Raw genomic sequence first — 20,122 nt, forward strand, 5'->3', positions numbered from 1 at the left:
ACGGGCACGTTTCTATCAGGGCGCCATTTCTTGGGTGACGCTGGCGAAGGTTTTCGGCCAGGGCTTACCGGCCTGAACCTTGGCTGGCAAAGTCTTCACGGCTGCCTGGGCGGCATCGCGGCTGGCAAAACTACCATAAGTGATGACGAAAAGCGGCTTACCCTGGTGCATCTTCTTGAAGTAGCGGTATTGCGCGCCGTTCTGACTCACGAATGAGCGTGCACTGCTTTCCGAGCTGGTACCGAGAATCTGCAGGGTGTAATGGCTCTTGGTCTGCGTCGCATACCAGCCGCTGCCCTGCGTTGCGCCGGCTGTTGTAGGCGCCGGAGGTGCAGGAGCGGGCTTGGGTGCTGGCGCAGGGGTCGGCTTCGGCTGCTCAGCCGGCTTGGGTTGCTGCGCAACTGGCGGCGCTGCCTGAGGAGCGGGGACGGGAGCAGGCGCAGCGGGCGGCGTAGTCTCGGGGGCTGACTGGGACGCCACTGGCGGCACGGTCACCGGCGTGCTTGCCACTGGCTCGGGCAACTCCACATTGGCCTCACCATCAGTCTCGCCGGCTGCCTGAGCCAGAGGCTGACGGATCACTGGCTGGGACTGCCCAACCAAAGGCAGCGGCAGCGGCTGATTGCTACCGGCGAACTCAATGGCAGGCCGGCCATCCGCTCCCTGCTCGGCGCCTGGCTGAGCCGCCTGAGCTTCGGGCGGCTGTTGCGGCTGTTGCGTGGCATCGATAGGCAACTGCGCCTGAGTTTCCGGAGCATCCGAGGAGCCCGAACGGCCTTGCATCAGCAGGGCCGCTACCACACCGAGAGCGACCACACCCAAGGCGAGCAGATGCTTCCTCGGCAGATTGAAGGAGAAACCACCGGCCTTAGCCGCTCCGCGGCGCGACGCCATAGCATCGACCAAGACGTCACGGGCCACCCGATTGATCTCGCCCGGCCAGCCGCCGGAACGATCGTGAATCAATTCGACCTGCTCCTCGGAAAGCAACTCTATACCCTGCGCGGCACCCTCCAAACGTAACGCCAAGTATTCACGCGTCTCATCCTCTGCATAAGGCTGCAGTTCGATGACGTGGAATGCCTCTTCTGCGCCTGCCAACGCCTCCAGGCGCGAGATCAGATCCGTATCGGCGAATAGAAAGACATGGGGACGCCCGTCAGAATTGCCTTGGGTGAGCACCAGCAACGCTTCCAGCGACGCTTCACTGAGCTCCTCGGCATCGTCGATGAGCAGATAAACTTCCTGCCCTGTCAGCGACAACTGGCCGACCTGAGCCAATAACGACGCGCGATCCGTCTGCTGAGTATTGAGGCCCTGCGCGATATGGCGCATCAGTGTCGCAGGGTCTGCCGCGCCCTGAGCAGAAACCACCACGTTGTGCACGGCTTGCTTGTTGGTACTGGCGACCAACGCCTGCCGCAGCAAGGTCTTGCCACTGCCTTCAGGCCCCGTCACCACCAGCAGCAACTGGCTATAACGCGCCAGATGGTGCAACTGCCCAAGCACAGGCTTGCGCTGCGCCGGGAAGAACTTGAAGCCCGGCACCCGCGCCGCGAACGGGTCATGGGTGAACTGATAGTGGTCGAGAAACGCTTCGTCGGCGTGCAAACTGGTCATTGAATACTCACTGATTGTTAAGCCGAGCCACCAGCGCCGAGTAATCGGCAGCCAGGGTGGCACTCAAGATGTCTCGCGGGTAATCGCTGGTCACTACCGCTTCGCCTAGCGAACGCAGCAGTACCAGTCGCAACTGGCCATCCAACACTTTCTTGTCGACTGCCATGTGCTCAAGAAAGTGCGCCGAGGTCATTTCCCGCGGCGGCACTACGGGCAGGCCAGCCGCCTGAAACAGGCGAACACCACGGTCACGCTCATCGGCATTGATCCACCCCAGTCGATGAGACATCTCCAACGCCATCACCGTTCCGGCGGCTACCGCTTCACCATGCAACCAGACGCCATAGCCCATATGAGTCTCGATGGCATGGCCAAAGGTGTGACCGAGATTCAACGTGGCTCGCACACCCGTTTCTCGTTCGTCAGCGCCAACCACTCGCGCCTTGGCAGCGCAGGAGCGCTCAATGGCTTGGGTCAATGCAACCTGATCCAACGCGCGCAATGCAGCCATATTGGCCTCGAGCCAGCCAAGAAAGGGCTCATCGCAGATCAACCCATACTTGATTACTTCGGCCAGTCCTGCCGACAACTCACGCGGCGGCAGCGTATCCAAGCTACGCGTATCGATCAGCACCACCTGTGGCTGATAGAAAGCACCAACCATGTTCTTGCCCATTGGGTGATTGATGCCGGTCTTGCCGCCTACGGAGGAGTCCACCTGGGACAACAGTGTGGTAGGAATCTGGATGAAATTCACGCCACGCTGATAGCAGGCTGCCGCGAAGCCAGCCATGTCACCAATCACACCACCACCCAAAGCAATGACCGTCGTGCGACGATCATGACGAGCACCGAGCAGGCCATCGAAGATAGTTTGCAGCGTTTGCCAGTTTTTGAACCCTTCGCCATCGGGTAGTACGATCGAAGTGACGCGATAATCCGCCAACGTCGCCTCCAATCCCGCTAAATACAGCGGTGCGATGGTTTCATTGGTGACAATGGCAACTTGGCGACCGACGATATATGGCGCCAGCAAATCGGCACGACTGAGCAATCCAGCACCGATATGAATGGGGTAGCTGCGCTCAGCGAGATCAACATGGAGTGTTTGCATGGAGCCCCCAATTTAAAAAGGGCTCTAGGATAACGCAGTTCGCCCCAGTCATTAACGGGGCGCTAGCGCTTCCAGCCTCTCGAGAATTTCCTGAACCACCAAACGCGGCGGGCGCTCATCGGTTTCAATGATCACATCGGCAATTTCCCGATACAGCGGATCACGAATAGCAAGCAGATCAGCCAACACCTTGCCAGGGTTGGGCGTGCGCAGTAATGGGCGATTTCGATCACGTGCCGTGCGGTCGATCTGCTGCTCGACGGAGGCATGCAGATAGACCACTCGCCCGCCAGCATGCAAGGCCTGGCGGTTCTGCGGTCGTAATACGGCGCCGCCCCCGGTAGCCAAGACCAGACCATCAGACTCGCAAAGCGAGCAGATCACTGCCTGCTCACGCTCACGAAAGCCCTGCTCACCCTCGACATCGAAAATCCAGGGAATATCAGCACCGGTACGCTGCTCGATCTCCTTGTCGGAGTCCTTGAATGGCAACCGCAACTCTTTGGCAAGTAAGCGCCCGATGGTGCTTTTTCCAGCACCCATCGGGCCGACAAGGATCAGATTACGCACAAATTACCGACTCACGGCCACCGCGGAAGTGTTCATGATGCGCGGAGTGATGAAAACCAGCAACTCGGTCTTGTTGTCCTGCACGATATCACGGCGGAACAGGCGACCCAGATAAGGCACATCGCCCAAGAAAGGCACTTTGCTTACCGCCTTACTTTGCGTGTTTTCAAACACACCACCGATAACAATAGTCTCACCATCGGCGACCAACACCTTGGCATTCACCTCGTTCTTATTGATCGGCGGAGCCCCACCATTGATGGCACGCTGATAATCTGCGGAGTCTTTAGTAACCCGAACCTCCATGATGATTCGATTATCCGGAGTAATTTGCGGGGTAACCTCTAATGAAAGGGCTGCCTCCTTGAAAGAGGTAGAGGTGGCGCCACTGGAACTCGCTTCTTGATAGGGCACTTCCTGGCCTTTAAGAATTTTAGCCGTTTCTTTATCTGAGGTGACTACTTTTGGCTGAGAAACAATCTCACCATTGCCCGAGCTTTCCATCGCCGAAAGCTGAAGGTCTAGCACGACGTTGTTGCTAAGGAAGCCAATACCGATACCGGAGGTGCTACCGGCAACGCCCATATCAACGAAAGGCAAACGCGCCAATCCATCCTCTAAAGTAGTGCTACCAACCCGATCAGTTCCCACGTTTAACCGCTGGCCAGTATCTTCATCAAATGCTTGAACCCCATCCTTGCCACTAACATCCCATGCCCCGTTTCTCGCGCCACCGCCCCAACGCACACCCAGCGCTTTGTCATAGTTCACATTGGCTTCGACGATACGTGCCTCGATCATCACTTGGCGCACCGCCACATCCAGCTGCGCCACGATTCGACGCAGTTCGTCCAGACGCTCCTGAGTCTGATACGCGATGATGCTATTGGTGCGCTCATCGACAGTGATCGAACCCCGATCATCCGCTACGCCGCCATTGGCACTGGTCACCGACTGGAACAGCTTGGCCATATCAGCCGCTTTGGCGTAGTTGACCTGAATCAGCTCGCGGCGCAGCGGTGCCAGCTCGGCAATCTGCTTCTGCGACTCCAGCTCCTGACGCTCACGCGCGGCGATTTCTTCAGCAGGCGCAACCAGCAGCACGTTGCCAATCTGGCGCTTGTCCAATCCCTTGGTTTTCAGCACCAGATCCAGTGCCTGATCCCATGGCACGTTCTGCAGGCGCAGGGTGATATTGCCAGCCACCGTGTCACTGGCGACCAGATTAAGGTCAGTAAAGTCAGCAATCAGCTGCAGTACTGAGCGCACGTCGATGTCCTGGAAGTTCAGCGACAGTTTTTCGCCGGTGTAGGCAAAGCGCTCGGCCTGACGCTTCTCGGCATCTTCCGGGGTCAGCGGCTTGACGCTCAGGGTCAGCTTGTTCTCGGTCTGATAGGCCAGGTAGTCGAAAGCGCCGACGGGTTCGATAACGATACTCGCATCATTTCCCGTGCCGCTGGCACTGACGAATTGCACCGGTGTCGCGAAGTCCTTCACGTCCAGGCGCACGCGCAGTGCTTCGGGCAATTGAGTACGGTTGAAATTGAGGATGATCTTGCCACCGCGCTCCTGAATATCAGGGCTCACAGAGGCATCGGACAAATCGATAACAATGTTGCCCTCACCCTGCTCGCCACGCTGGAAGTCGATATTGCTGATCGCCTTGTTCACCGCGCCGAACACCTTGGGGGCGGCCGGAGCGGCGACAGGTGTTGCCGGCTGGGCAGCGGCTGCCGTATTCACCGGGACAGCAGCGGTCGTGGCAACACCCGCTCCGACCTGTACAAACAGGTTATTGCCTTCAGTACGGGTGTTATACGGCGACAGACTGGTCAAATTGATGATCAGGCGGGTGCGGTCTTTGGCTTCGACTACAGTCACGCTGCGGGCATTGCCCATCCCCAACTCGCGATTCTTGACGCCGAGTTTGTTGGCAACCCCTGGCAGATCCAGCGCGATACGCGCGGGTTGCTCAATGGTATAGCCACGCGGAGCCGTGACCGGCTCATCGAAGGACAGCTTCAGCTCGACGCGGTCACCCGGCAGAGCAGCCACATCCAGCGCCTGCAGGTTGGCGGCCAGGACGGCAGGAGAGAGCATAGCCACCAGCAGCGAAATGCTTAGGCGAGATAGAGAGCTGTTCATGCTTGGGTTCCGTTTGGCAGACCGGTTATTTCTATTCATGCTTCACCTCGCTCCTCAGGAGCGCTCCTTCAGAGTGAGGGTACGGGGGCGTTCGAGCCAGCCACCATCACCGTCAGGGACGATTTCGACCACGTCGATCTTGGCACTGTCGATGGATACGATTCGGCCATCATTGCGTCCCAGGTAATCCCCGACCTTGACGCGATGAACGCCGCCCGCCCCGTTAACCAAGGCGAATGAACCGTTGTCATTGGCAAGCGTACCCACCATTTCGAAGAGCTCGATATTGAACCCTTCGAGAAACTGCTTGACCCGTGTTTCGTCCGGTTTTACTTCCTTGTCGCCTTTCACCCGACTAACCAAATCAATTTTCACGGGCGGCTGGAATGGACTACGCATCGCTGCAGCGCTATAGGTGAAACTCTCGTAAGGCTGAGGCTGAGGGAGAGGCTCGATCTGACCTTTCGGCCGCGCTCTCACTTCGTCCATGTAAGCCTGAAGATCAGTAAAGTCACCGCCACCGCAGCCCCCCAGGCTAAGCAGTAGCATGCTCGACAAGAAGACGCGCTTCATGGCTGTGCTCCCTTGTCGTTGTAGCGATAGGTTTTCGCCAGGATACTCATGCGCAGCTTGGAGGTACTGCCCTGTTCCGCAGGAACGAGCTCGAAATTATGCAGCGTTACGATACGCGGCTGACTGGCAACACCGCTGACGAAGGTAGCCAGGTCGTGATAGCCGCCAACCACCTTAATCTGGATGGGCAACTCGATGTAGAAAGGCTGAGTGACTTCCGGTAGCAACTTGATCTCTTCGAACTCCAGACCGCTGTCCAAGCCGGTTCGAGTGATGTCCTCCAGCAAGCCTGGCACTTCAGTGTCGCTAGGCAGCTGCTTGAGCAGAGCACCGAATGACACTTCCGCTTCCTTCATCTGCTCGCGATAGGCCTCAAGGTTGGCAGCTTGAAAGGCCTTGGTAGAGAACTGCTGCTTTAGCGTCCCCTCCTCAGCTTGCAAGCGCTCCAGATTGGCTTGCAAATCCTTCAAATGGAAGTTGTACCCGAGAGCCAGAACAAGCACCACAGTCAGAATACCAGCAATAACTTTGACTGCTGCAGGCCAAGAGCCGATGTTGTTGAGATCAAGATCGTTGAAGTCGATCTTGCGCAAGCCGGCCAGTGAATCGTTCAGGCTCATGGCTTGACCTCCGTTTCTTGCTTGACTGGTTGCGCTTGCTGAACGGTCAACTGGAAGGTATTGGCTTGATCTACCGCACCGGCGGTGACTGCCTTAACCTCGGTCAGGTTAGGCGCTGCCAGCCAGTCGGATGCATCCATATCACGCATTAACTTGGAAACCCGGCTGTTCGATTCAGCCGCGCCCACAATGGCAATGGTTTTGCCGGTCATTTTCACCCCAGTGAAATACACACCATCCGGCAAGGTACGAACCATCTGATCGAATACGCGGCCGATAATCGGACGATTACCCTGCAAATCCTGAATAATTTTCATCCGTTCTAACAACTGCTGACGGCGTGTCCGCAGCTCGCTGATTTCAGCGATACGCGTATCCAGTACAGCTATTTCCTTACGCACGTATGCATTGCGCGCTTGCTGGTTCTCAATCTCGCCATTGAGGTACTGATCACCAAAGAACACCACCGCAGCGGCAGCAATCAACAGACCACCAAGAGCAACCAGAAAGCGCTGCTTGCGCTCTTCGCGCAGTTGTTCGCGCCAGGGAAGGAGGTTAATCCGCGCCATCAGTCGAAACTCCTCATCGCCAGGCCGCAGGCAATCATCAGTGCCGGCGCATCACTGGCCAGCGCACCCGCATTGACCTTGCCACTCAGGGCCATGTCCGCGAATGGATTGGCGACCAACGTCTGGGTACCGATTTTCTGCTGAATGAGTCGATCAAGATCCGGGATCGACGCCGTCCCGCCCGCCAACAGGATGTAATCGACATCGTTGTACTGGCCGGCGGCAAAGAAGAATTGCAGCGAACGAGAGACCTGCTGCACAAGTGCATCCTTGAACGGCTGCAGTACCTCGCTTTCGTAATCGTCGGGCAGGCCACCCTGTTTTTTCGCGAGACCCGCTTCGTCGACGGAAAGGCCATAGCGGCGCTGAATCTCTTCAGTCAATTGCCGACCACCGAACAGTTGCTCGCGAGTGTAGATGGTGCGCCCGTTATGCAGCACGCTGAGCGTGGTCATGGTCGCGCCGATGTCGACCACCGCAACGGTCAGCTCATCATGGACACCACCAAGCTGCTCGGAGAGCAAGTTGTAGGCACGCTCCAAAGCGTAGGCTTCGACATCCACTACTTTGGCAGTCAGACCAGCCAGCGCCAGGGCGGCCTCGCGGACTTCGACGTTTTCCTTGCGGCAGGCGGCCAGCAGCACTTCGACCCGATCCGAGTTGCGCGGGGACGTACCCTGAACCTCGAAATCGATCGCCACCTCTTCCAGCGGATAAGGGATGTACTGGTCAGCTTCCAACTTCAGCTGATTTTCCAACTCGTCATCCGAAAGTCCGGACTCCATCTCAATGGTCTTGGTGATGACCGCAGAGCCGGCGACAGCGACTGCCACCGTGCGCACATTGGTCTTCGCCTTCGTCAGCAAGCGCGACAGCGCCTCACCGACACCCTCGAGCTCGGCGATATTTTTTTCGACGACAGCATTGGCGGGGAGCGGCTCTACAGCATAAGCCTCTACCTTGTAGCGGCTTCCTGAGCGACTCAATTCGAGGAGCTTGACTGAGGTCGAACTTATATCGATCCCCAAAAGCGTATTCGCTTTCTTACTGAAGAGCCCTAGCACGACCGATTTCCTATTCACATCCATAACTTACGGACGATTTATGTTTTTCCACATTAAATAGCAGACTTGACAGAAGCGCAAATGGCTCCCCAGCAAAAAAAACGCTTATAATGTGATCCGTTTTTGCCTTTTCGCTTTGTCTTCCGCTTAACTCATTCTTTTATCTGGAAATCCAAAAATCTTGATGCGTTTGCTGAAGTTTTTCTGCTGGTCCGTTATCGCTGTTTTTTGTGCGCTATTACTCAGCCTCAGCGGTGCCTTTCTCTATCTGAGCCCGACTCTACCCTCTGTCGATGCCTTGCGCAGCATAGAGCTACAGATTCCGCTTCGGGTCTACAGCAGCGATGGAAAACTCATTGCCGAATTCGGGGAAATGCGCCGTTCACCCATCGCATTCGCCGACATACCGCCTGACTTCACCAGTGCCCTGCTCGCTGCAGAGGACGACAACTTCGCAAACCATTATGGCGTTGATCTTACAAGCCTGATGCGTGCTGCCACGCAATTATTGAAAACGGGGCAAATTCAATCGGGCGGCAGCACCATCACCATGCAGGTGGCGAAGAACTTCTTCCTCACCAGCGAGCGTAGCTTCTCACGCAAGATCACCGAAATCCTCCTGGCCCTGCAGATCGAACGCGAGCTGAGCAAGAACGAAATCCTCGAGCTCTACGTCAACAAGATCTACCTGGGTCACCGTGCCTATGGCATTGAGGCTGCTGCTCAAGTCTATTACGGCAAATCCATCAAAGACTTGAGCCTATCGCAGCTTGCGACGATAGCCGGTCTGCCCAAGGCACCTTCGAGCTTCAACCCGCTGACCAACCCGACTCGCGCCAAAGAGCGTCGAGACTGGATTCTCGGCCGCATGCTCCGACTGGGCCGCATCGACCAGGCCCGCTACGAGACCGCGCTCGCCGAGCCGGTAGACGCCAGCTACCACGTGAAAACACCGGAAGTGCCTGCCCCTTATGTCGCCGAGATGGCACGTGCCGAGATGGTCGGCCGCTACGGCAGCGATGCGTACACCCAAGGCTTCAACGTCACCACCACGGTGCCCAGCGATCTGCAGATGATGGCCAACCAAGCGCTGCGGGACGGTCTCATCGATTACGACCAGCGCCACGGCTACCGTGGCCCGGAAAGCCGCCTCCCCGGAATGACTCGGGAGACCTGGCAGGCGGAGCTGAGCAAACAGGGCACAAGGGGCGGACTGGATCCCGCGATCGTTACTCAGGTCGAGAAAAGCGGCATTCTGGTGCTGACTCGTAGCGGCAGCGAAGAAGCCGTGTCCTGGGACAGCATGAAATGGGCTCGCCCCTTCCTCAACACCAACAGCCTTGGCCCACGACCACAGCAACCCGCTGACGTGGTACAGATCGGCGACCTGGTTCGTGTGCAGCGCCAAGACGATCAGAGCCTGCGCTTCGTGCAACTACCCAGCGCGCAGAGTGCCTTGGTTTCCCTAGACCCGCAGAATGGTGCGATTCGCGCCCTGGTCGGTGGTTTCTCCTTCGAGCAGAGCAACTACAACCGTGCCATCCAGGCTAAACGTCAGCCGGGGTCAAGCTTCAAGCCATTCATTTACAGCGCGGCACTGGACAACGGCTACACCGCGTCCAGCCTGCTCAACGATGCCCCTATCGTCTTTGTCGACGATTACATGGATCAAGTCTGGCGCCCGAAGAATGATAACAATACCTTCCTCGGCCCCATCCGCTTGCGTGAAGCGCTGTACAAGTCGCGCAACCTGGTGTCGATTCGCCTACTACAGGCCATGGGCATCGAGCAGACACTGACCTATATCGAGCGCTTTGGCTTTAACCGCCAAGACCTGCCACGCAATCTATCTCTGGCGCTAGGCACCGCGAACCTAACACCCATGGAAATCGCTACCGGCTGGACGACGTTCGCCAACGGCGGGCACAAGGTTCAGCCTTACCTGATCCAACGCATCGACAACCGCCACGGTGATCCGCAGTTCATCGCCAACCCACCTACCGTACCCAACAGTACGCAAGTCGAAGTACCGCCCCCGGTGAATGAAGAAGGCGTAATGAGCACCACAGAGGCTGCTCCGACGCAGCTGCCGGAAGCGCCAGAGCCGGTAGCAGCCGAGCGCATTCTTGACGAGCGCACCGCCTACATCATGACCAGCATGCTGCAAGACGTGATCAAGCGTGGCACCGGACGCCGCGCCATGGCACTGGGACGAACCGATCTGGCAGGCAAGACCGGTACCACCAACGAATCGAAAGATAGTTGGTTCTCCGGCTACAACGCCGACTACGTGACGACCGTGTGGGCTGGCTTCGACCAGCCGGAAAGCCTAGGCCGTAATGAGTACGGTGGCACCGTAGCGCTGCCAATCTGGATGGGCTACATGGGCGCCGCGCTCAAAGACAAGCCCAACCATACGCCGAGCGAGCCGGACGGCATCCTCACCCTGCGCGTCGATCCGCACAGCGGCCGTGCAGCAGCACCAGGTACACCGGACGCCTACTTCGAACTGTTCAAGAGCGAAGACTCGCCGCCACCGATGAACGAGCTCGACCCAGGCATGGGCGCGCCAGGCAGCCCACTGCCTGCCGATGAAGCCGCGCCGATCGACCTGTTCTGACGAGGCTCCGGCAACTGCAAGCTCACGCGTGCAGTTGCCGGATCAACGACCACTGCAGAGTCGCAGCGCTCTCACTTGTCTCCACCCGCTTCTGCATCAGCAACCGCTGCAGGCCAAAGCCCACCGCATTACTGGCCAGACTATGACTCCTTGCCATAGGTACCTCGCCACTAAAACCGAGCCATGAAAAAACCCGCCGAAGCGGGTTTCTTATTTCACCAGCCGATCACTCAGCCGTTGAACACGTCGTTGACCGACTGCAGCGGGTAGTGCTTTGGATACGGCAGAGTCGCCACACCACTTTCGATAGCAGCCTTGGCCACGGCATCGCAAACCACGGTGATCAGACGGGCATCCATCGGTTTCGGAATGATGTACTCACGACCGAACTCCAAGGCGATACCGCCATAGGCGTCGCAGACTTCCTGTGGCACCGGCAGCTTGGCCAGTTCACGCAGGGCATTGGCAGCGGCGATTTTCATCTCTTCGTTGATGCGGGTGGCACGAACGTCCAGAGCACCACGGAAGATGAACGGGAAACCCAGTACGTTGTTGACCTGGTTCGGGTAGTCGGAACGACCGGTGGCCATGATCACATCATCGCGAGTGGCGTGTGCCAGTTCCGGCTTGATTTCCGGATCCGGATTGGAGCACGCGAACACGATCGGGTTGGGTGCCATCAGCTTGAGACCTTCGGCACTCAGCAGATCCGGGCCGGACAGACCGACGAATACGTCAGCACCAGTCAGCGCGTCATCCAGAGTACGCTTGGTGGTTTCGGTAGCGAATACCGCCTTGTACTGGTTCAGATCATCACGGCCTGCATGGATCACACCGTTACGGTCGATCATGAAGATGTTCTCGACCTTGGCACCCATGCTCACCAGCAGCTTCATGCAGGAGATGGCTGCGGCGCCAGCACCCAGGCAGACGATCTTGGCTTCCGGCAGGGTCTTACCGGCGATTTCCAGTGCATTGAGCATGCCGGCGGCGGTCACGATCGCGGTACCGTGCTGGTCGTCGTGGAAAACCGGGATATCGCACTGCTCGATCAGGGCGCGCTCGATCTCGAAGCACTCGGGCGCCTTGATATCTTCCAGGTTGATGCCGCCGAAGGTGATGGAGATACGCTTGACGGTGTCGATGAAAGCCTGCGGGCTCTCGGCATCGACTTCGATGTCGAACACGTCGACACCGGCGAAACGCTTGAACAGTACACCCTTGCCTTCCATAACGGGCTTGGAGGCCAGCGGGCCGAGGTTGCCCAGGCCAAGAATCGCGGTGCCGTCGGAAATGACTGCTACCAGGTTGCCTTTACCGGTGTAACGGTAGGCAAGCTCCGGATCGCGAGCGATCTCACGCACCGGCTCGGCGACGCCCGGGCTATAGGCCAGCGAGAGATCACGGGCAGTGGCGGTGGGCTTGGTGAGCTCGACGCTCAACTTACCCGGACGGGGCTTCTCATGGTATTCGAGAGCGGCAGTTTTCAGATCAGACATAGTGGCATTTCCGCTTTTTTGGGCTATTGACTGGCAGGCGGCCGAGGATACGCAAGTTGCAGGGACCTGCACAAGACTATGCAGTCAGCCTGCAAACGTGCCTCAACGAACCGTCTTGAACCATTCGCCTGGGCGTGGCTCGCCCTGTGGATAAAGATTATTGAGCAAGCGCAGCCGGCCTTCGCCATCGCCTGAAAGGCCGCTTTCGGCCGCCAGGGCCTTGAGCGTCTGGTCGTTACCCACACGCACCAACTGCAGCCTCAACGGCTCGGCCAGCTTGCGTTCGGCTGCCGGCAAGGATCGGAAACTTTTGATCGCAGCGATGAACTGCGCATCGTCCTCTGCTCGCACTGCGCGGCCCTTGACCGCGCCGACGAACAGATACGCCTTGCCACCCTTGAGGATAGCCGCCACCCGGCGCGGCGCACTACCATCGATCACTCCCATGTGTCCTTGCAAACCGGCCTGCTGCAAAGGCGCCTCGTCGCGTAAGCGATTGCCGCCGATACGCTGACGCAGCAGAGTCGCAGCATCGAGGCCGCCTGGACTGTCTTCCAGGGTCATGGCGACGAAGAGCTGCTCGTCAGGCGAATGACCAATCAACACCTGAGGCTGATTGACGATGCTCCAGCCTTTGGCAAAGGCCAGCGTGAAGTCGAGGTCACGGTGGTAGAAGCGCTCACCACGACGAATGCCGCTCTCGGCCGAATCGCCGAACGGCAGATTCTGCAGGCGCTGCAGAAAAGCATCACGGTTGACCTCCTGCTGCCCGGTGGCCAGTGCGCGCGCCGGCCCGAGAACTTCCTGCAAGCGCCGGTCGTTATCCGGATGGGTATCGAACAAGCCATGGTAACCACTGACCGGCTGTTCCTCGCCGCGGCTGGCAGCCTGATCACGGGCGAAATCCTCCTGCAGCTTGAGCACCTTCACCACTTCGATCATCGCCTGTGGGTCATAGCCGCCGCGCGCCAGGTACTGCGCCCCCAGGCCATCGGCTTCCAGTTCCATGTCACGCCCATAACCGCGCACGAAAGCACTGCCCAGAGCACCGGTCACATCGCCTGCTGCGCCCACGCCAGTTCCCATCGCCACGGCCTGACCGAGAATGCTCCAGGCCGTCGACTGACTTTGTTGGCGAACCCCGTGGCGCGCGGTGACGTGGCCGACCTCATGACCAAGTACCGCCGCCAACTCCGCTTCCGACCCCAGATACGCCAGCAGACCACGGTGGATATAGATGTACCCGCCGGGCAGAGCGAACGCGTTGATGTCCGGACTGTCGATCACCGTGAAATGGTAGTCCAGCTGACCACGGTGGCTGTAGCGAGCTACTCGCTCGCCCACGCCTTGTACATAGGTCTGCAACGCCTCGTCGGCGTAGCGCGGGTATTGTTGAAGAATCTGCTGATGGGCATCGCGTCCCAGCGCCAGCTCCTGGGCCTCGCTCATCATCACAAAATCGCTGCGCCCGGTGGCGGGGTTCACTGCACACCCTACCAATGGCGCCAGCACCGATAGCATACAAAGCAGACGCAGCATCATGGCAACACCTCCAGCATGGCCCCGTGGGTCAGCGGCAACATCCAGCGTGCTTGGCCCGTTTTGAGGCCACCACCGCGGGAGCGATCGATCATCCAGCCGCGCCCCTCGATGCGCTTGCCCTGCAGATTACGCAACAGTGCAGGCTCAAAGGTGCCAAGTACCTGTGGCGCGATACGCAGCACCACAGAGTTGCCCAGCTCTATCCAGACGCCACCACGGTTTCGCTCAACCCGCTGCACCTGCCCCTCAAGCAACACAAAGCCGCCGTTGCGAACTGCACGGGCCGGCAAGGGCCGCAACTGTGCCCAAAGCCCAGCCCGCGCACTACGAGCCTTGCGCTCGGCTTGGCGATGACAAGCGACCAGGGCCACATTCGGCGTAATCGCCACCAACTGGCCAAAACCCTCGGCCAGCATCTGTGCCTCCAGGTTATTGCCGGCTCTGTCGTAAAGATGGGCCAGGGTTCGGCCGTAACGATCCTGCTTCTGCTCGCCAGTCTTCACGCCCACACGCCCGCCATTGGCCGTGACCAGCTGGCTCAGGCGATCGCGCGCGGCTGCAGCAAACGGCTCCGCGGGCCGCCCCTTGCGCGCCAGTTCTGGGCTGTTGAGGCCAATCAGGCGAATACTGCGCCCATCCGCCAGGCGCACGGTGTCACCATCCACCACACGCTGCACCTTGATCTGCGCCAGCTCGCCTGGCGAGGGGCAGAGCGCGTATGCGGGTAGACAAAGCACAGAAATGAAAAAGGCGCCCACTAGGGACGCCTTCTTCAGTAGCGCGGCACAGCCCATAAGGCCTCCGTCGCTGCGCGCAAGCTTACTGCTTGGCGCCGAACATGCCGAAACGCTGCTTGAAGCGATCAACACGGCCGCCAGTATCCAGCATTTTTTGCTTGCCGGTGTAGAACGGGTGGCACTCGGAACATACGTCCAGGCTCAATGGCTTGGCCAGAGTGGAACGCGTGTTGATGACGTTACCGCAGCTGCAGGTAGCGGCGATGGCGACGTATTCCGGATGGATATCGGCTTTCATGATTGTTTCCTCAGGTCTTGTGCCGCCACCAGACTGGATGCCCGGTACCGCACGTAGGTTGGTCGCGGATCATACCAGAGCGTACCGCCGATGCAACTCGGCAGCGGCTACCGGCCGTCGCACATGAGCATGCTAAGATCGCGCCTCGCCCGCCTGGAGCCCTCCGCGTGCCCGACGCCATCCTGCGACTCGCTCTGCCCTCGCCACTGCGCCGCCTGTTCGACTACCTCGCCCCGCCTGGCGTGTCGGCCCGCGACCTGCAGCCTGGCGCACGGCTGCGCGTGCCGTTCGGCCGCCGCGAGATGATCGGCGTACTGATAGAGGTCAGCGACCACAGCGACGTACCGGCCGACAAGCTCAAGCCCGCCCTGCAACTGCTCGACCTGCAAGCGCCCATGCCACCAGCGTTGCTACGCCTCTGCCAGTGGACGGCGCAGTACTACCAGCACAGCCTGGGCGACACGCTGAGCTGGGCGCTGCCGGTACTATTGCGCCAGGGTGAGCCGGCCGAAGCGCGCCAGGAGCGCTTCTGGCTGATTGCCAAGGACGCGCAACTGGACGACCCACGCCTGACCAGGGCTCCACGTCAGCGTGAAGCGCTGAAGACCATCGCCCAGCACCCCCACGGCGTCGCCCATCAGTTGATCAGCCAACTGCAGATTAACCGCGACAGCCTGCAATTACTGCAGGAGAAAGATCTGGTGTGCGTCGAAGTGCGCCGCCTGAGCAGCCCCGAGCGCCACGCCAACTGGCTGGCTCAACCGGAGCTGCCACTCAACCCCGAGCAGCGCGCCGCGGCCGAAGCGATACGCGCCGGGCTGGGCAGCTTCAACGCGTTTCTGCTTGCAGGGGTCACGGGTAGCGGCAAGACCGAGGTCTACCTGCAACTGATCCGCGAAACGCTGGAGGCCGGCAAGCAGGCGTTGGTGCTGATTCCCGAGATCAACCTCGGCCCACAGACCCTGGCGCGCTTCGAGCGCCGCTTCAACGCGCGTATCGCCCTGCTGCACTCGGCGGTCAACGACCGCGAGCGCCTTGATGCCTGGCTGGCCGCCCGCGACGGTGAGGCGGATATCATCATCGGCACCCGCTCAGCGCTATTCACCCCGATGAAGCGCCCAGGGCTGATCATCATCGACGAAGAGCACGACGCCTCCTATAAACAGCAGGAAGGTCTGCGTTACCACGCCCGTGACCTGGCCGTGGTACGCGCCCATCAGGAGAACGTACCGATCGTTCTCGGCTCGGCCACTCCCTCGTTGGAGAGCCTGCACAACGCCCATAGCGGCCGCTACGCCCTGCTGCGCATGAATCAGCGTGCCGGTGGTGCTCATCCGCCACGTTTCCTGCGCCTGGATATCAAGAGCCGTCCGCTCGACGCCGGCATGTCGCCACCGCTACAGCAAGCCATCGGCAAAACCCTGGCGGCCGGCCAACAAGTGCTGGTGTTTCTCAATCGCCGCGGCTTCGCGCCCACCTTGCTCTGTCACGAATGCGGCTGGCTCTCGCAGTGCCCACGCTGCGACGCGCGCATGACCGTGCACCAACGCAGCCGCGAACTGCGCTGCCATCACTGCGGCCACGCCGAACGCCAGCCGAGCAACTGCCCGAGCTGCAACAATGTCGACCTGCGCCCGGTCGGCGCCGGCACCGAGCGCGCCGAGGAGCGCTTGGAAATTCTCTTCCCCGAGGTACCGGTGCTAAGAGTGGATCGCGACAGCACCTCGCGCAAGGAAGCGATGACCAACCTGTTCAACACCGTGCAACGCGGCGAGCCATGCATCCTGGTCGGCACCCAGATGCTCGCCAAGGGACACCATTTCCCGCGGGTGACCCTGGTGGCCATCCTCGACGCGGATGGCGGCCTGTTCTCCGCCGACTTCCGCGCCAGCGAGCGCATGGCCCAACTGATCGTCCAGGTGGCGGGGCGTGCCGGGCGCGCGGAGGAGCCGGGCAAGGTAATCATCCAGAGTCACCTGGCCGACCATCCCCTACTGGTGCAGTTGACCGAGCAAGGCTACTTCGCCTTCGCCGACCAGGCCCTCAGCGAGCGTCGTGCCGCCGGCCTACCGCCGTTCTGTCATCTGGCCCTATTGCGCGCCGAAGCGCACAAGCCTGGCCAGGCGGAAGGATTTCTCGACGAAGCGTGCAACGAAGCCGAGCGATTGCTGGCAGAGCTGGGCCTGACCGGGGTCGAGCTGCTTGGCCCAGTGCCTGCACCCATGGAGCGCCGCGCTGGCCGCTACCGAGCCCAGCTGCTGCTGCAAGGCAACGCCCGCGCACCTCTGCACAAGCTGCTCGCCCATTGGCTGCTGGTGCTGGAAAGCCTGCCCAGCGGGCGCGCCGTACGCTGGTCGCTGGATGTCGATCCGATAGACCTTTTTTGAGCGGCAAGCCTCAAGCTGCAAGGCTTGAGGCAACACTGAGGCATGCTTTTACTTGTGGCTGGTGGCTTGCTGCTTGCGGCTGCTTTTATAATGCCCCGTTTTCCACCCACGCTTTCGAGCGGCGCCGCATCTCGCGGCCGAATGAGCAGACCATGAAAGACAGTATTCGCCACCTGATCCAGCAAGCCCTGACCCGCCTGACCGCCGAAGGCGTTCTGCCAGAAGGCCTGAGCCCGACGATCCAGGTGGAGAACACCCGCGACAAGACCCACGGCGACTTCGCCAGCAACATCGCCATGATGCTGGCCAAGCCCGCGGCGATGAAGCCACGCGACCTGGCTCAGAAGCTGATTGATGCGCTGCCTGCAGATCCGCAAGTCAGCAAGGTCGAAATCGCCGGCCCGGGCTTCCTCAACTTCTTCCAGAACAGCGACTCCCTGGCTGAGCGTCTGGAAGCCGCGCTGGCCGACGAGCGCCTTGGCGTACGCAAGGACGGCGCAGTGGAGCGTGTGATCGTCGACCTGTCCTCGCCGAACCTGGCCAAGGAAATGCACGTCGGCCACCTGCGTTCGACCATCATTGGCGACGCCGTGGCGAGAGTGCTGGAGTTTCTCGGCGACGAGGTGATTCGCCAGAACCACGTCGGCGATTGGGGCACCCAGTTCGGCATGCTGCTGGCCTTTATGGAAGAGAACCCGGCCGCCGCAGAAAGCGAACTGGCCGACCTCGAAGGTTTCTACCGTGCCGCCAAGAAGCGCTTCGATGACTCCGCAGAGTTCGCCGAACGCGCCCGCGCCCTAGTCGTACAACTACAGGCCGGTGAGCCGGAGTGCATGCGCCTGTGGCACCGTTTCAACAGCATTTCCCTGAGCCATTGCCAGAAGGCCTACGACCGCCTGAACGTCAAACTGACCCCGGCCGACATCAAAGGCGAAAGCGCCTACAACGCCGAGCTACCCGGCGTGATCGAAGCCTTGCGCGAAAAAGGCCTGCTGACCGAGAACAACGGCGCCCAGTGCGTCTTCCTCGACGACTACAAGAACGCCGAAGGCAATCCGCTACCGGTAATCGTGCAGAAGGCTGGCGGCGGCTACCTGTACTCGACCACCGACCTGGCCGCCATGCGTTACCGCAGCCAGCAGCTCAATGCTGACCGCGCGCTGTATTTCGTCGACCAGCGCCAGGCCCTGCACTTCCAGATGGCCTTCGAAGTCGCGCGTCGTGCCGGCTTCGTGCATGAAGGCATGCAGCTCGAACACATGGGCTTCGGCACCATGAACGGTGCCGACGGACGCCCGTTCAAGACCCGCGATGGCGGCACGGTAAAACTCATCGACCTGCTCGACGAAGCTGAAACCCGCGCCTACGAGCTGGTCAAGGAGCGCAACGACCAGCGCGCGGCCAAGGGTGAGACGCCGTTCGACGAAGCCGAACTGCGCGAAATTGGCCGAGTTGTGGGCATTGCCTCGGTGAAGTACGCCGATCTGTCCAAGCACCGCACCAGCGACTACAGCTTCAACTTCGAGCTGATGCTTAGCTTCGAGGGCAATACCGCGCCCTATCTGCTTTACGCCTATACCCGCACGGCAAGCATCTTCCGCAAGCTGGGCAAGAGCGCCGATCAGCTCGACGGCCGCATCGAACTTCAAGCGTCCCAGGAAATCGAACTGGCCGGCAAGCTCGCGCAGTTCGGCGAAGTGCTGGGCGGCGTCGCGGACAAAGGCACACCGCACGTGCTTTGTACCTACCTGTACGATGTTGCCGGGCTGTTCTCCAGCTTCTACGAGCATTGCCCGGTGCTCAGCGCCGAGGACGAGAGCACACGACAGAGCCGCCTGCGCCTTGCCGCGCTGACCGGTCGCACCCTCAAGCAAGGCCTGCAACTGCTCGGCCTGGAAACCCTGGAGCGCATGTAAGTGGCAGCCCGCAAGAAGCCCGCACCGAAACGCGGCGCCAGCCGTTACAAGGCTCCGAGCAAACGCCCGGTACCGGGCTGGATCTGGCTGGCCTGCGGGCTGGTGGTTGGCGTGTTCGCCATGCTGCTGTTCAACCTGCAGCCGGGCAGCGATGCGATCAAGCGCGAGAAACCGCAGCCAGAGCGCGCCAGCACCACGCCCAAGGCGACGCCATCGGCGACCAGCCAGGAACCTGGCAAGCCCAAATACGACTTCTACACCCTACTGCCGGAGTCGGAAGTCATCGTGCCACCGGACGCCGTACCACCGCCCGCCACGCCGACCCCGCCGCCAGTAACCCCCGAAGAAGCGGCGAAGATCGACGCGGCCCGCGCCCAGGCTGCGCTCAACGGCGAAACCCCGCCGCCAGCTCCGCCCGTTGCGACACCGACTCCCGCCGTGCAAGCGCCTTTGGCCACGCAGTTCTTCCTGCAGGCCGGTTCATTCCGCCGCAAGGACGACGCCGAAGGCGTGCGCGCGCAGATCACCCTGCTCGGCCAGAACGTACGCGTCGAGTCCGGCACGGTGCGTGACGAAACCTGGCACCGCGTCCTGGTTGGCCCGTTCGCCAACCGCGAGCAACTGGCTCAGTCGCAGAAAGCCCTGGCTGCCAACGGCTTCAGTAACCTCCTGTTGCAACAGCGCCAGAGCCGCTAAACCTCGCTCGCCCTGTGGATTTGGTGGGCTGAAGCCCACAACAGGGGCCCCCTCTGTAGGGTGGCCCGGGCGGCGATCCGTTTCAGCCCACCGGCCCAGACCTTACCCGCCACCCAGCAGCCACGGCCATTCTTCTACCGTTCATGCCGGCC

Annotated in this window: 16 protein-coding genes; 4 read left to right on the forward strand and 12 right to left on the reverse strand. The window is 60.3% G+C overall.

Annotation, left to right across the window (positions count from 1 at the left end):
* Positions 1 to 15 precede the first annotated feature (15 nt).
* From ACZ0AI_RS15150 to ACZ0AI_RS15185, 8 genes are read right to left on the reverse strand one after another with little or no spacing between them, the layout of a single operon-like run.
* A complete protein-coding gene (locus tag ACZ0AI_RS15150; RefSeq protein ID WP_463562575.1) occupies positions 16 to 1,620 on the reverse strand; it encodes an AAA family ATPase in 1,605 nt (534 codons plus the stop codon).
* Between the two features lie 7 nt (positions 1,621 to 1,627).
* Positions 1,628 to 2,734, reverse strand: a complete 1,107-nt coding sequence (gene aroB / locus ACZ0AI_RS15155; RefSeq protein ID WP_463562576.1) for a 3-dehydroquinate synthase — start codon at positions 2,732 to 2,734, stop codon at positions 1,628 to 1,630.
* A 51-nt stretch (positions 2,735 to 2,785) separates the two neighbouring features.
* Entirely contained in the window at positions 2,786 to 3,304 is a 519-nt protein-coding gene (aroK, locus tag ACZ0AI_RS15160; RefSeq protein ID WP_463562577.1) for a shikimate kinase AroK, read from the reverse strand.
* Between the two features lie 3 nt (positions 3,305 to 3,307).
* On the reverse strand, positions 3,308 to 5,449 hold the full coding sequence (gene pilQ / locus ACZ0AI_RS15165) for a type IV pilus secretin PilQ (protein WP_463562578.1): 2,142 nt from the start codon (positions 5,447 to 5,449) through the stop codon (positions 3,308 to 3,310).
* 54 nt (positions 5,450 to 5,503) lie between these two features.
* The gene (gene pilP, locus ACZ0AI_RS15170) at positions 5,504 to 6,022 is read right to left on the reverse strand and encodes a type 4a pilus biogenesis lipoprotein PilP (protein WP_463562579.1); all 519 of its coding nucleotides are present in this window, start codon (positions 6,020 to 6,022) and stop codon (positions 5,504 to 5,506) included.
* Positions 6,019 to 6,642, reverse strand: a complete 624-nt coding sequence (gene pilO, locus ACZ0AI_RS15175; RefSeq protein ID WP_463562580.1) for a type 4a pilus biogenesis protein PilO — start codon at positions 6,640 to 6,642, stop codon at positions 6,019 to 6,021. Before pilO ends, pilP begins: the two co-directional genes overlap by 4 nt.
* Entirely contained in the window at positions 6,639 to 7,211 is a 573-nt protein-coding gene (locus ACZ0AI_RS15180) for a PilN domain-containing protein (RefSeq protein ID WP_463562581.1), read from the reverse strand. The genes pilO and ACZ0AI_RS15180 overlap by 4 nt, the downstream gene beginning before the upstream one ends.
* Entirely contained in the window at positions 7,211 to 8,275 is a 1,065-nt protein-coding gene (locus ACZ0AI_RS15185; RefSeq protein ID WP_463562582.1) for a pilus assembly protein PilM, read from the reverse strand. Before ACZ0AI_RS15185 ends, ACZ0AI_RS15180 begins: the two co-directional genes overlap by 1 nt.
* Positions 8,276 to 8,456: 181 nt before the next feature.
* Here ACZ0AI_RS15185 and ACZ0AI_RS15190 point away from each other — a divergent pair, with 181 nt between their 5' ends.
* Positions 8,457 to 10,895 carry a penicillin-binding protein 1A gene (locus ACZ0AI_RS15190; RefSeq protein ID WP_463562583.1) on the forward strand — a complete coding sequence of 813 codons (2,439 nt, stop codon included), beginning with the start codon at positions 8,457 to 8,459 and terminating at the stop codon, positions 10,893 to 10,895.
* Between the two features lie 230 nt (positions 10,896 to 11,125).
* Here ACZ0AI_RS15190 and ACZ0AI_RS15195 read toward each other — a convergent pair whose 3' ends face one another.
* The 4 genes from ACZ0AI_RS15195 to rpmE all read right to left on the reverse strand — a co-directional run bounded on the left by ACZ0AI_RS15195 (position 11,126) and on the right by rpmE (position 14,971).
* Entirely contained in the window at positions 11,126 to 12,394 is a 1,269-nt protein-coding gene (locus ACZ0AI_RS15195) for a malic enzyme-like NAD(P)-binding protein (RefSeq protein WP_463562584.1), read from the reverse strand.
* 102 nt (positions 12,395 to 12,496) lie between these two features.
* Positions 12,497 to 13,933 (reverse strand): M48 family metalloprotease, encoded by a 1,437-nt coding sequence (locus tag ACZ0AI_RS15200; protein WP_463565947.1) that lies wholly within the window; start codon positions 13,931 to 13,933, stop codon positions 12,497 to 12,499.
* A complete protein-coding gene (locus tag ACZ0AI_RS15205; protein WP_463562585.1) occupies positions 13,933 to 14,730 on the reverse strand; it encodes a thermonuclease family protein in 798 nt (265 codons plus the stop codon). Before ACZ0AI_RS15205 ends, ACZ0AI_RS15200 begins: the two co-directional genes overlap by 1 nt.
* Before the next feature lie 25 nt (positions 14,731 to 14,755).
* Entirely contained in the window at positions 14,756 to 14,971 is a 216-nt protein-coding gene (gene rpmE, locus ACZ0AI_RS15210; RefSeq protein WP_463562586.1) for a 50S ribosomal protein L31, read from the reverse strand.
* A gap of 167 nt (positions 14,972 to 15,138) precedes the next feature.
* On the opposite strand from rpmE, the gene ACZ0AI_RS15215 reads away from it, so the two are divergent.
* The 3 genes from ACZ0AI_RS15215 (at position 15,139) to ACZ0AI_RS15225 (ending at position 19,970) form a co-directional block, all read left to right on the forward strand.
* Positions 15,139 to 17,358, forward strand: a complete 2,220-nt coding sequence (locus tag ACZ0AI_RS15215) for a primosomal protein N' (RefSeq protein ID WP_463562587.1) — start codon at positions 15,139 to 15,141, stop codon at positions 17,356 to 17,358.
* A 152-nt stretch (positions 17,359 to 17,510) separates the two neighbouring features.
* Complete coding sequence (gene argS / locus ACZ0AI_RS15220) at positions 17,511 to 19,274, forward strand: arginine--tRNA ligase (protein WP_463562588.1); 1,764 nt, start codon at positions 17,511 to 17,513, stop codon at positions 19,272 to 19,274.
* Positions 19,275 to 19,970: an SPOR domain-containing protein gene (locus ACZ0AI_RS15225; protein ID WP_463562589.1), complete on the forward strand. Its 696-nt coding sequence runs from the start codon at positions 19,275 to 19,277 to the stop codon at positions 19,968 to 19,970.
* The last annotated feature ends 152 nt before the right edge of the window (positions 19,971 to 20,122 follow it).

Source organism: Pseudomonas sp. AC355 (genome assembly GCF_979258205.1).